The following is a 12,246-nucleotide window of genomic DNA, read 5'->3' on the forward strand; positions in this document are numbered from 1 at the left end:
ATGGCAAACAGATCAAAATTCTCAGTTCAAAATTTAGACTTTTATTACAGTGAGTTTCATGCCTTAAAAAATATTGATATGGAAATAGAAGAAAATTTGGTAACAGCCCTTATCGGACCTTCTGGTTGTGGAAAGTCTACTTTCTTAAAAATTTTAAATAGAATGCAAGATTTGACACCGGGTACACGAGTGGATGGAAAAGTTGCTTTGGATGGCATGGATATTTACGATAAACGGATGGATGTTAATGATTTACGTAAAAGAGTCGGAATGGTTTTCCAACAACCCAACCCTTTTCCAAAGTCTATCTATGACAATATTGCATACGGACCAAGAACTCACGGTATCAAAGATAAAACACAATTAGATCAAATAGTAGAAGAGTCCTTAAAAGGGGCAGCTATTTGGAACGAGGTTAAAGATAAGCTTCATCAAAATGCTACTGCCGTATCTGGTGGTCAGCAGCAAAGAATTTGTATTGCGCGTGCAATTGCCAACCAACCTGAAGTTATTCTAATGGATGAACCGACTTCTGCTTTGGACCCTATTTCAACAAACAAAATCGAAGATTTAGTGAGTGAATTGAAGAAAAAATATACCGTAATTATCGTTACGCACAATATGCAACAGGCCGGACGTATTTCTGATAAAACTGCCTTTTTCTATGAAGGTGTAGTGGTTGAATTCGATGAAACCGAAAAAATCTTCTCGAATCCAGCTAATGATCAAACGCAAGATTATATTTCTGGACGCTTTGGATAGACACTTGAAAGGAGTCAATCATGAGAAATATTTACACAAAGGATTTAGAAGACTTTTCAAATAAGTTATCAGAACAAGCAACAGCAGTCATCGAAAATGTGCATTTAGCTATTAACGCATTCAATAATGACGACACCAGTGCAGCTTCAAAATTAAAAGAAGCAGATCAAGAAATTAACCAATTAGCCAATGAGATTGAAAAAGAAGCTTATCGTTTAATCGCCTTACAACAACCCGTGGCGGAAGATCTACGTTTGATTTTTACAGTAATGAGCATCAGTGTTGACTTAGAAAGAATAGGTGACCATGCTGTTTTAATAGCAAAAAATGTTAATCGAACTAATGAAGATACAGAAAAAATTAAATCCTTAACAGAAATAATAAATAAAATGGCTCAAATGGTTTTTGAAATGATCAATGATGTTCTAGAAGCTTTTTCGGAAAGAGACGCGGTAAAAGCACAAGAGATTGCCGACCGTGACGAATTAGTTGATGCCTGTCTTAAACAACTTTATAATGACTCTGCTTTACGAATGGAAAAGAATAGAGAGTCTGTTAATACAGGAATTAACTATCTAGCAATTGGGAATTCAATTGAAAGAATTGGTGACTATGTCACTAATATTTGTGAGCGAATTGTATATCTTAAAAAAGCAGAGATAGTTGATTTAAATCACTAGTATTTACTCAAACTTAACACTAAATTTACACTAAATTTACAATTTTTATGTATACTATGAATGTGCTAACGTTGAGTGAGTTCGATGTTGGCAATGTAGTTGTGTTGCTGATTTGATAAAATTTAAGGAGATGTAATTAATGAAAAAATCATTAAAAGCTTTACTATTAGTAGCTGTAGCAGGCTTAGGGTTGTCGGTAGTTGTTCCAGCAATGGCTCAAGAAGGGCCAATTAATGTAATTAGTCGTGAAGATGGTTCAGGTACCCGTGGCGCATTTGTTGAAATTGTCGGTGTTGTTGATGAAGATGATAACGACCTAACTACGCAAAATGCTACTGTTCAAAACCAAACATCTGGTGTAATGCAAACAGTTGCTGGAGACCCTTCAGCAATCGGATATATCTCATTAGGATCACTTGATGATTCAGTGAAAGCATTAAAAGTTGATGGTTCTGAAGCGACTCCTGAAGCTATCAAAGCTGGAGACTATCCAATCGCTCGTCCATTTAATGTTGCATGGTCAGCAGAAAAAGAATTATCTGAAGTTGCAAATGACTTTTTAACATTCATTCATTCTCAAGAAGGACAAGCAGTAGTTGAAGAAGAAGGATACATCAGCGTAACACCTGCTGGCGAAGAGTTAGATGAAACTGTAGAAGCAGAAAGTGAAGAAGTAGAATCAGAAGAAGCAGCAGAAAGTGAAGAAGTAGAAAGTGAGCTAGCTCCTTATGAAGCAACTGCAGAATTAGAAGGAACTGTTGAAGTTGTTGGATCAACTTCTGTATCTCCTTTAATGGAAAAACTTGCTGAAGCCTATAAAGAATTCCAACCAAACGTTGAAATTAATATTACTTCAAACGGTTCATCTGCAGGTATGGAAGCAGCAATGAATGATACCGCTGACTTAGGTATGGCTTCTCGTGAATTAAAAGATGAGGAAATGGAAGCTTTAAAACACGACGCAATTGCTATCGATGGTATCGCAGTAGTAGTAAATAATGAAAACCCTACTGAAGAAATGACTCTAGAAGCAATCCGTGGAATCTTCTTAGGAGAAATTTCTACTTGGGAAGATACGGTAAAATAATTAAGTGAATAAGTAAATAATCAAGGCGCACCTTGGGTGCGCTCAGACTGAAGACAAAGCCCTCTAAACCACTACTTCTTAGTGAATTAGAGGGCTTTTTTGTGTATAATAAAAAGAAAACGGGTGATTCGTATGATGTCAAAAAATGCTGACAGTAAAACCTTTGAAGCACGTAATCAAATGGCATTTTATGCCCTTGAAGAACTGGTACCTCCCAATCATCTTTTGCGGAAAATTGATCATCATATTGATTTTAATTTCATCTATGACTTGGTAGAGGACGTCTATTGTCAAGATAACGGTCGACCAAGTATTGACCCGATAACTTTGATTAAAATCCCTATGATTCAATATCTCTTTGGTATTCCAAGTATGCGCCAAACCATTCAAGAGATTGAAGTGAATGTTGCTTATCGATGGTTTTTAGGGCTTTCTTTAACGGATACTGTGCCACACTTTTCAACCTTCGGTAAAAATTATAAGCGTCGTTTCGAATCTCAAAGTTTAGCCGAGCAAATATTTGCCCAAATTTTAAAGCAATGCGTTGAGGCTGGCGTGGTGGATTCAAAGGATATTTTTATCGATGGTAGCCATGTTAAAGCTTGCGCCAATGGCCGAAAGTATACGAATGAAGAAGTGATCGTCCAAGCAAAATGGTTGGCAGAGGAAATGATGGAAGCCGTTCAAGAAGACCGAGCGATTCACGGCAAAAGCTTCTAAAAAATACCGAAAAGGAGCACTTAACAAAATCCCAAACAATCAGTCCTAATGATCCGGAGGCAGGATGGCTCCATAAAGGAGATCATATGCAAGTTTTTGCCTATAACATTCAAACAGCCTGTGATCGTAATGGGTGGGTTTTAGGATATAGTGTCCATCCGGGAAATACACACGATACCCAAGCTTTTCCTTTAATCTTTGAAAAGGTTATTCCTTTTAACCCTAAGCATGTCATTGCAGACGCGGGATATAAAACGCCTACTATCGCTCAATTCCTATTCAAACAAGAAATTACACCGGTGTTTCCTTATACACGGCCAAGACGTAAACGGGAGAATAGAAACATTATCTATGACGAATACTATGATTGTTATTTAGATGAAAACGATGTGGTCTATCGCTATACAACTACCAATCGAAAAGGCTATCGAGAGTACAAAGCTTCGAGTCACGACCAGAAGAAATATCAAAATAATCGTGTGATTACCCGACATGTCTGGCAAGAAGCCCTTGAAACATGTGAAGATATAAGACATTCAGATGGCATGTGAGAGCTTTATAGAGAACGTAAGGAATCAGTAGAAAGATTATTTGGCACTGCCAAGGAGCATCTTGGCTTTCGATAGACGCATTTAATTGGAAAAGCCTTGATGGAATTTAAAGCAGGGCTCACTTTTGCTTGTATGAACATGAGAAAGTTAGCAAACATATTAGAAATGAGGAGCTAGAAAGGCTTCGTTTTTTTATTTATTAAGGAAATTTGGGCAGAAACAAAGACAAACCCTGTATGAGTCATCCTCAAAGAAGGGTTTGTCTTCAGTCTGGGCGCACCTTGGGTGCGCTTTTTTATTTGCAATCATATGTGGTAAAATGAAAGAAAACAAAGAAGGTGAAAAGTATGGAAATCGAGTTAGAAATCGATCGTCTAATGGGAGAAATAGAGGATTTATTCCAGGGGAAAGTAGTTTCTCAGGATATTTTTGTTTTAGGTTGCTCAACATCTGAAATGGCAGGTGGAAAAATTGGGAAGGCATCTCGTCCAGAGTACGGGAAACTATTAGTTAATGCTTTAATCAAAACTACAAGCAAAATGGGACTCTTTCTTGCGGTTCAAGGCTGTGAGCATATTAATCGCAGTCTAGTGATAGAACGTCAAGCTGCTAAAAAGTATGGCTTAGAAATTGTCTCAGTAGTCCCTGCTTTGCATGCGGGAGGAGGAGCAGCCGTAGCGGCCTATCAGTTATTCAAGGATCCAGTCATGGTAGAGCATGTTCAAGCAAGTGCAGGTATAGATATTGGGGATACACATATCGGTATGCATATAAAACATGTTCAAATTCCTGTTCGTTTTAAACACAACCAACTAGGGTTTGCCAGGGTAAATGGACTATCATCGCGGCCAAAATTAATTGGTGGAGAACGCGCAAATTATTAAATGTAGTCCTTAATTATCTTCTTAACATACTGGTCAATTTGATAGTAACGCCCCTTTTTATCAATGGTTTCCTTATCGTCCAAGAGAGCTTCTAAAAGTTCTAAGTTTAAAATCCATTGGCTAAGCTCGTGATGCGATTGTTCTGTAATAAGTAGCACCCAATATTGAAAGGCGAGATAAGTTTTTGAATGATATGTCGATGACAATTCCATCTTAATGAAACCCACGTTCCAAGTAAAAGAGAAGAAACGAGGGCTGTCAAAGGCCAATATTTCTGCTTGTTGTTCATTTTTAATGTGGTCTGTGTAATGCAAATGATTGCTTACCTCAATTTTTTCTGTTAAGGGAAGGCCATGCTATCATTTTGCATGAGTGCTCTATCCGTTAAAAAGGGCCAACCATCTTTTTGTTGATGTTTATACAAGCAAGTAAATTCAATAGAGTAGTTGTTTTCACCAAGATTAATTAAATTTATTTCAGGTAACAAAGGAATCTCCTTTATTTTTTTATATAGTTTAACAAGGAAAGATAGTTACTTGAACAGTAGTTAACAGGTTTTTAGATTATAAAATAGATAGGAGCTCTAGAATGGTTTTATTAAGGAAAAAAATTGGTGTCGTTGTCACAGGTGGAATTGCTGCCTATAAAGCGACTGAATTAGTGCGACAACTTGTTAAAGCTGGGGCAATAGTGCGTGTTATAATGACAAAGTCAGCAAGTGAGTTTATCACTCCGCTAACTCTACAAGTGCTTTCGCGCCATGAAGTTTTGATAGATACTTTTAGTGAAAATGATACTGAACACGTTCAGCACATTGAGTTTGCTGATTGGTGTGATCTTGTAGTGGTGGCCCCAGCAACGGCTAATATTATTGGAAAATTATCCAACGGCATAGCAGATGAAATAGCTTCTACAACACTATTAGCTGTTGCTTGTCCTTGTCTTTTATGTCCGGCGATGAACACAAACATGTATCAGCATCCTGCCACTCAAAGAAACCTAAAACGTCTAAAGAAAGATGGTTACTACTTGTTAGAACCGGATACAGGCTTTTTGGCAGAAGGTTATGAAGGCAAAGGGCGATTACCAGCTATTACTCAGATTGTTGAAAAGCTTGAAAGTATAGCAGCCAAACATTTTTACCCTCAATTATTAGAGAATAAAAAAGTGATTGTAACAGCAGGTGGAACGAGAGAAAGAATCGATCCTGTTCGCTACATTTCCAATGATTCTTCCGGCAAGATGGGATATGCTATGGCTAAAATTGCGAGTTTTTTGGGAGCAGAAGTCTCTTTCATTTCCACTAAAGATCATTTTCCAATGATGGATAATATGGACTTGATTTTAGTGGAATCAGCGCTTCAAATGCAAAAAGAAATCAATGAGCGCTATGCGCAAACGGATTACGTTATTATGGCAGCTGCGGTGAGTGACTTCAGAATGATGGATCAAGCTGAACATAAAATTAAGAAAAAGGATCAAGAGAATGAGAAAATCCTGTGGGAACTTATCGAAAACCCAGATATTTTAGCGGAATTAGGACAAAATAAAAAGCAGCAAGTTTTAGTTGGCTTTGCTGCGGAGACTCAAAATTTAATCGAATATGCTCAAAGAAAGTTAAAGTCAAAAAGAATAGATTGGATTATCGCGAATGATGTTTCTCAGAAAGACATTGGTTTTAATTCAAAAAACAATCAAGTGACTCTTTTAAACGAAAAAGGGCAAGTTGTGAACTTACCTAAAATGGAAAAAATTGATCTAGCAAGAAAAGTTTGGGAAATTATTCTAAATGATCCGATTATTAAAGATTAGAGGAGAATAAATGAAATTAGTAGTTGAAAATCTAACAAGCGGTTATCGCAATGTTCCGGTCATTAATAATGTAAATTTTGAAATTCACTCAGGCGAAATAGTTGGATTAGTTGGTTTAAATGGTGCAGGAAAATCAACGCTCTTGAAAACTATTTTAGGCCTTTTACCTAACCAGTCAGGGCAAGTGCTGATTGACGGCATCTCAATTGCAGAAGACCACCAGAAGTATGCTAGTCAAATTGCTTATATTCCTGAAACGCCTATTTTGTACGAAGAATTAACTTTGAAGGAGCACTTAGAAATGACAGCTCTTGGGTATCAAATTCCGATGAAAACAGTCATGCAAAGAGCCCAACCTCTTTTAAAGAAATTTCGCCTAGAAAAAAAATTAGAGTGGTTCCCCACTCACTTTTCTAAAGGAATGAAGCAAAAAGTAATGATTATTTGTGCTCTAGTTACGGATGCTCAATTATTAATTATTGATGAACCATTCTTAGGATTAGATCCGCTAGCTATTCAACAATTCACAGATTTATTGAAGAAGAGCGCAGTTTCTGGTCGCTCAATTATATTTACAACACACATTTTAGCGATTGCTGAGGACTTATGTGATTCTTTTCTTTTGCTTCAAAAAGGTCAACTTGTAGCTCAAGGAGACTTAAACCAGTTGCAGGCTATCTATAACCTCCAAAAAGCGAACTTAAACGATATCTATATGACCATGACTAAGACAGGTGAAGTTAATGATTAATTTGGATCATTTATTTAATAAAAGAGCTAATCAATTATTGAAGGAAGTTGGGAAATATGGGCGATTAATTTTTAATGATCATTTCTCTATAGTGCTTTTCGTACTGATGGGTTTTCTAGCTTTGACTTATAGAGATCTACTTGAAAGATTAAACCAAGGTTCCTATTTTGCTTTCATATGGATGATTCCTTTGATGATAGCTTTTTTTCTTACAGTAATTTTAAACTTCGGGCACCCTTTATGGTTAAATCATGAGGCTGACCGATCCTATTTATTTCCTAGAGGCGAGGATTGGTTTAAATATTGGCGAAAAGCTTTTATCTACACCTCGCTTTCTCAAGTAAGCCTAGCTCTTTTAATTAGCTTTCTCTTCTATCCGTTAATCTCAATTGTGAGTGATTGGAATCAAAATAATGCTGTTTTCTTCTGTTTTATTTATGCAACTTTGAAATTTTTAGCTGTGATCAATCAATACCTAAATCTTTATTATCAAAACAACAATTTTTTATCTAGAAATTCCGTAAAAACACTCAACTATTTTACTGGATTTTTTATAGCGATAAGCTTTTATTTACCCGATTTCTATCCATTTTTAATGATGTTAGTTGTAAGCGGACTATATTTAATGATTGTATATTGGCGTTATCGTATATTAGCTAAAAACCTTGTCGATTTTGAGTTCATTATTAACCAGTCTCATGCTAATAAATCGCGTTTTTATAAGCTGATTTCTCTATTTGCAGATGTTCCACAAGTAAAAACTCCCATTAAGGAACGGAAATGGTTGTATCCTTTGATGAACTTGATTCAAGGGAAAAAGGCTAATCGATATAGCTATTTCTTTGCTCGAATGATTACTCGACATGAAGGTTATTCAGGTATATGGCTTCGTATTACAGTGTTTATTCTGATTATCATTTTCTTATTGCCTGATAATTGGTTGGCTTTAACCTTAATAGGGGGAATTGGTTTTTGGCTCGCGCTTATTCAAATTTTGCCGATTTACTTACTAGGGAATAATTTGCCTTTTCAATTACTTTATCCTACTCAAGATTTACATTTGAAAAAGAATGCTTTTCAGAGGATGTTAGCTTCAATTTTGGTAATGATGATGCTTGCTTTTTGTTTAGGAATGCTAGTTAAAGTGGGTTTATCCTTAACACTACTGTGGGTTTCGTGTGCTTGGTTAATACTAATTTTAGCTATAATTCACTTTTATGTCCCTATTTGGTTAAAGAAATTAAAAAAGAAGTCCGATAAAAGAAAGCCTCTTTAAAGTAAGAAAGAATTTCTTTGATTGAAAACGAATTCTTTGTTAAAATTAATACAAATACTTATTAAGAAAGCAGGATGAATGATGTCAGTAAATGAAGAATATCTTAAACGTCTAACAGAAGTTAACGGGATCGGTGGCAATGAACGTTATGTTCGCGAATTGTTTAAAGAAGAAACTAAAGACCAAGCAGAAGAATATCTGCAAGATGGTTTGGGTGGTATTTTTGCTAAGCATACAGGCAATGCGGATGGACCACGCGTTATGTTAGCTGCTCACCTAGACGAAGTTGGCTTTATGGTTAAAGAAATCACCGATGAAGGATTTCTTAAGTTCGTTACCATTGGTGGTTGGTGGAGTCAAGTTGTCTTAGCACAACAAGTAACAGTAACTACAAGAGAAGGTAAGACATTCCATGGTGTTACAGGATCTAAACCTCCACATGTACTAACTGCAGAAGCTCGTAAAAAGCCAATGGAATTTAAAGATATCTTTATTGACCTAGGTGCTTCTTCTAAAGATGAAGTCATGGAATGGGGTATTCGCCCTGGCGATATGATCACTCCGTACATCGAAACACGTCGTATGAATGGCACTAAATTCCTTTTAGGTAAAGCTTGGGATAACCGTATCGGTATAGCTGTTGCAATTGATGTATTGAAGAATTTAGCTAAAGAAGGACATGAAACGGTTCTATTCTCTGGGGCTAATGTTCAAGAAGAAGTTGGTCTACGCGGAGCTAGAGTTGCTGCACATATGCTTAATCCTGATATTTCATTTGCTCTAGATACTGGTACAGCGGGTGACACACCTGGTATGACTAAAGATGAATCTGCAAGTAAATTAGGAAAGGGACCTCAAATCATTGTTTATGATAGCTCAATGATAGCTCACCGTGGCTTACGTGAATTTGTAGTAGAAGTGGCTGATAGAGAGAACATTCCTTATCAATTCGAATTTATTCCTGGTGGTGGAACCGATGCTGGTTCACAACACCTAGCATTAAATGGTATTCCTTCTATTGCGATTACTGTTCCAGTTCGCTACTTACATTCACATACTTCTGTTATTCACGAAGATGACTACTTAAATATGGTCAAATTAGTAACAGCAGTAGTGAAAGAGTTGAATGCAGAGACAATCAAGCAAATTAAAGATAACGCATAAAAATTAACTTTATTAATCCCCTTAAGCATCAGAAGTTTGATACCTAAGGGGGTTTAATTCATTAATTCAGTTCAGGAAATAAGGCTTCAAGCGCTCGTTCAGCTAGGGGTTGTGAATGTCCGATAGCAGGAAAAAGGTGCAAACTCATCATTGGATTGTAGTTAGCCTCTAGCACAGCGTAAGAATTGGAGTTAGATAGAGGCTCTTGATAGTTCTTGATAATGATATCTACTCCACAGAAAGTGGATTTCATAGCTGCAGCTGTTCTTTCAGCAATTTTAATAAAATCTGAATGAACTTGATCGGTTCGATCGATGGCAATTCCTCCGGAAGAAACATTAGAATTTTTTCTTAAGTAGACTTTTTTACCATTAACGGGAATTGATTGCAGAGAATAGTTTTGTTCAGCAAGAGTTATTCTTTCTATTTCACCTTTTTCTAATAAGGTAAGAGGAGCTAGATGTCTAGGCCCTCTGAATGGATGGTTATTTTCGAGATCGATTAACTGTTCAACAGTGTGCTGGCCATCGCCAATAATATGAGCGGCTTGTCTTTCACAAACTGCTAAAACTTTTTGATTTTGCACATAAAATCTTAATTCAATCCCTTCAATAAATTCTTCAACTAATACCGTATCATCGTGTTTGAAAGCTTCCTTCATAGCTTTTGTATAGGTTTCTTTTTCTGGAAAATTTTCGAAGATAGTAATTCCCAAACCATAGTTAGTATTTTGCGGTTTAATTACGATTGCAGATTTGTCTAACAGAGAATAATAATTGATTGCTTGATCTAAATCATTGAATTTTCTCCCTTTAGGTGTTTGAATTTTTTCTCTATCAAGAACCAATTTAGTAGCTGATTTGTTATCCATTAAGAAGTATGAAACCTGGCTGTCTAAGGAAGTCATATTAGCACTTTTGATTAATTCTGTATGCTCATTGAATTGAAGCTCAATTAAGTTATCTTCAATATCAACGATGGTAACTTGAATACCAAGCTCTATCGCTTTTTTTATTAAGGCTTGTGTCGAAAGTTCTAACTTCTCAAAACCATGAAGGAGATATTTGTTTTTTAAAGACTGTCTTTGAAAAATTTGGCTAAGTTTAAGCAAGCCCTGGGAAAGGTCTTTAAAGTCGGTATATTGACTAGTGATTTGGCCTGCAAGCGTTTGGGAGGGTTGCTCTATTTGCATAAACTTTTTAGCAACAAGCTGACCTAAATAAGAGTCGGGATAGTAATGAGCATCTAGGTTTTCTGCAACAGTTTGTAAGGTATATGAGAAAGACTTAATAAGTTCTTTATTGATTAATGGATCGATAGGGTTAGATTCTGCTGTATTTTGGTTACGTTCATTGGCTAGATTAATTTCTTCTTCGCTAATTGACTGTTGGTGAAGAAGAAGAGCAAGAATCCATACTTTTACAAAATCGAGGTCTTCCAAACTGATTCCAAATGGTTGAAAAGGATTAAGATCAAAATTTCTAAATTCTAAATAAGAAATGCCCTCCTTGAGCATTGCGCGATTAGGTTTAGCCCCCCGCATTCTAACATCTCGGTAGAGCTCCTTCTCAAAATGTAGAATCCCCTGAAAAATGAGATCTTCAATATCTGTGACATATGTTTGAAAATTATTATAGGAAACTGAAACGTTTTTACTATTCCTGTAGCCATAGCGACTTTGGCGAACTGATTTCATAACTGTTTTGTGGGGTTTGCCGTATAAAACAGTCTCGTAATCATCTGAAAAATAAGGGGTGGCCCCTAAAAGATAAGTTAATACCCAGCGGTAGTAAAGATATTTACGTGTCAAGTCCATGTAAACCTTATTTCGATTGGAGATATATTTTGATTTTGAGGAATTCAGTTTTTGATTTAAAAGCTGATCATTAATTTGAAAGTTATAATGGATGCCTGATAGTAGTTGAACTTTTTTGCCGTAGTATGAAATAAGATATTTACGATAATTATAGTCATCTTTATTATCTAATTCAGCGCTTCGAATTTGATTAATATTAGATAATTGAGGTGGCATACTATAAGGCCAAAGCATTTCTGCTGGCTTCGAATTTGAAATTCTATGCTGTGTTATCTGGTGAAGACCAGCTAACCAATTGATTACCTCTTCATTAGTAGAAAAGGGTGGAGTAATTAACTCTAATTGACTTTCAGAAAAATCAGTTTGAAGATAAGGGTGGAAGGAACGGTTTCCCCAATCATGAGGATGGTCACTCTCACTAATTGATCCGTTGAAATTGATTCGAACGGTTTCTCGTTCGAGCCCCACGGTCGATTCCCAAAGTAATGGCAAATCTTCGATTGTAAACTCAATAATTTTATTCATAAGAAAGCTCCTCTTATATGAAGTAATTAATATTATAACAAAGTGATAAGAAAAAAGGTGAAAAAAATTTGAAAAGCCCTTGACTTAAGAAGACAACCCATGTTATATTATTTCTTGTCGTCACGAACGACCGAAACGAAAGAAAAAAAGTTTAAAAAAACTTTTTAAAAAGGTTTGACAAAAAGTCTAAACCATGCTAGTATATAGAAGTTGTCACT

Annotated in this window: 12 protein-coding genes; 10 read left to right on the forward strand and 2 right to left on the reverse strand. The window is 36.1% G+C overall.

Annotated elements, in window-relative coordinates:
• From pstB to ACQV2S_RS07140, 6 genes are all read left to right on the forward strand, one after another.
• Entirely contained in the window at window positions 1–762 is a 762-nt protein-coding gene (gene pstB, locus ACQV2S_RS07115) for a phosphate ABC transporter ATP-binding protein PstB (RefSeq protein ID WP_428874184.1), read from the forward strand.
• Window positions 763–782: 20 nt separating this feature from the next.
• Window positions 783–1,442, forward strand: a complete 660-nt coding sequence (gene phoU / locus ACQV2S_RS07120) for a phosphate signaling complex protein PhoU (RefSeq protein WP_428874185.1) — start codon at window positions 783–785, stop codon at window positions 1,440–1,442.
• A gap of 139 nt (window positions 1,443–1,581) precedes the next feature.
• On the forward strand, window positions 1,582–2,529 hold the full coding sequence (locus ACQV2S_RS07125; RefSeq protein ID WP_428875492.1) for a substrate-binding domain-containing protein: 948 nt from the start codon (window positions 1,582–1,584) through the stop codon (window positions 2,527–2,529).
• Window positions 2,530–2,661: 132 nt separating this feature from the next.
• A complete protein-coding gene (locus ACQV2S_RS07130; RefSeq protein ID WP_428885279.1) occupies window positions 2,662–3,249 on the forward strand; it encodes a transposase in 588 nt (195 codons plus the stop codon).
• Window positions 3,183–3,800 (forward strand): transposase, encoded by a 618-nt coding sequence (locus ACQV2S_RS07135; protein ID WP_428885280.1) that lies wholly within the window; start codon window positions 3,183–3,185, stop codon window positions 3,798–3,800. Before ACQV2S_RS07130 ends, ACQV2S_RS07135 begins: the two co-directional genes overlap by 67 nt.
• Before the next feature lie 347 nt (window positions 3,801–4,147).
• A complete protein-coding gene (locus tag ACQV2S_RS07140) occupies window positions 4,148–4,684 on the forward strand; it encodes a TIGR01440 family protein (RefSeq protein WP_428885282.1) in 537 nt (178 codons plus the stop codon).
• Here ACQV2S_RS07140 and ACQV2S_RS07145 read toward each other — a convergent pair.
• Window positions 4,681–4,998, reverse strand: coding sequence for a hypothetical protein (locus ACQV2S_RS07145; RefSeq protein ID WP_428874189.1), 318 nt, complete (start codon window positions 4,996–4,998; stop codon window positions 4,681–4,683). The two genes, ACQV2S_RS07140 and ACQV2S_RS07145, sit on opposite strands and share 4 nt — an antisense overlap.
• Window positions 4,999–5,272: 274 nt before the next feature.
• Between ACQV2S_RS07145 and coaBC the strand changes: the two genes are divergently transcribed.
• From coaBC to ACQV2S_RS07165, 4 genes are all read left to right on the forward strand, one after another.
• Window positions 5,273–6,496: a bifunctional phosphopantothenoylcysteine decarboxylase/phosphopantothenate--cysteine ligase CoaBC gene (gene coaBC, locus ACQV2S_RS07150; RefSeq protein ID WP_428874190.1), complete on the forward strand. Its 1,224-nt coding sequence runs from the start codon at window positions 5,273–5,275 to the stop codon at window positions 6,494–6,496.
• Between the two features lie 10 nt (window positions 6,497–6,506).
• Entirely contained in the window at window positions 6,507–7,247 is a 741-nt protein-coding gene (locus ACQV2S_RS07155) for an ABC transporter ATP-binding protein (RefSeq protein ID WP_428874191.1), read from the forward strand.
• Window positions 7,240–8,523, forward strand: a complete 1,284-nt coding sequence (locus ACQV2S_RS07160; RefSeq protein WP_428874192.1) for an ABC transporter permease — start codon at window positions 7,240–7,242, stop codon at window positions 8,521–8,523. The genes ACQV2S_RS07155 and ACQV2S_RS07160 overlap by 8 nt, the downstream gene beginning before the upstream one ends.
• A 78-nt stretch (window positions 8,524–8,601) precedes the next feature.
• Complete coding sequence (locus ACQV2S_RS07165; RefSeq protein ID WP_428874193.1) at window positions 8,602–9,687, forward strand: M42 family metallopeptidase; 1,086 nt, start codon at window positions 8,602–8,604, stop codon at window positions 9,685–9,687.
• Window positions 9,688–9,748: 61 nt separating this feature from the next.
• Here ACQV2S_RS07165 and gshAB read toward each other — a convergent pair whose 3' ends face one another.
• A complete protein-coding gene (gene gshAB / locus ACQV2S_RS07170; RefSeq protein ID WP_428885283.1) occupies window positions 9,749–12,028 on the reverse strand; it encodes a bifunctional glutamate--cysteine ligase GshA/glutathione synthetase GshB in 2,280 nt (759 codons plus the stop codon).
• Window positions 12,029–12,246: the final 218 nt, after the last annotated feature.

The sequence above is a fragment of the Facklamia sp. P13064 genome (assembly GCF_050409425.1).
In the GTDB taxonomy this organism is placed as follows: domain Bacteria; phylum Bacillota; class Bacilli; order Lactobacillales; family Aerococcaceae; genus Facklamia.

What these genes read in the sequence shown, in the direction of transcription:
- pstB (WP_428874184.1), top strand. Translation starts at nt 1, where the DNA reads ATGGCAAACAGATCAAAATTCTCAGTTCAAAATTTAGACTTTTATTAC.
- phoU (WP_428874185.1), top strand. Translation starts at nt 783, where the DNA reads ATGAGAAATATTTACACAAAGGATTTAGAAGACTTTTCAAATAAGTTA.
- ACQV2S_RS07125 (WP_428875492.1), top strand. Translation starts at nt 1,582, where the DNA reads ATGAAAAAATCATTAAAAGCTTTACTATTAGTAGCTGTAGCAGGCTTA.
- ACQV2S_RS07130 (WP_428885279.1), top strand. Translation starts at nt 2,662, where the DNA reads ATGATGTCAAAAAATGCTGACAGTAAAACCTTTGAAGCACGTAATCAA.
- ACQV2S_RS07135 (WP_428885280.1), top strand. Translation starts at nt 3,183, where the DNA reads ATGGTTGGCAGAGGAAATGATGGAAGCCGTTCAAGAAGACCGAGCGAT.
- ACQV2S_RS07140 (WP_428885282.1), top strand. Translation starts at nt 4,148, where the DNA reads ATGGAAATCGAGTTAGAAATCGATCGTCTAATGGGAGAAATAGAGGAT.
- coaBC (WP_428874190.1), top strand. Translation starts at nt 5,273, where the DNA reads ATGGTTTTATTAAGGAAAAAAATTGGTGTCGTTGTCACAGGTGGAATT.
- ACQV2S_RS07155 (WP_428874191.1), top strand. Translation starts at nt 6,507, where the DNA reads ATGAAATTAGTAGTTGAAAATCTAACAAGCGGTTATCGCAATGTTCCG.
- ACQV2S_RS07160 (WP_428874192.1), top strand. Translation starts at nt 7,240, where the DNA reads ATGATTAATTTGGATCATTTATTTAATAAAAGAGCTAATCAATTATTG.
- ACQV2S_RS07165 (WP_428874193.1), top strand. Translation starts at nt 8,602, where the DNA reads ATGATGTCAGTAAATGAAGAATATCTTAAACGTCTAACAGAAGTTAAC.
- gshAB (WP_428885283.1), bottom strand. Translation starts at nt 12,028, where the DNA reads ATGAATAAAATTATTGAGTTTACAATCGAAGATTTGCCATTACTTTGG.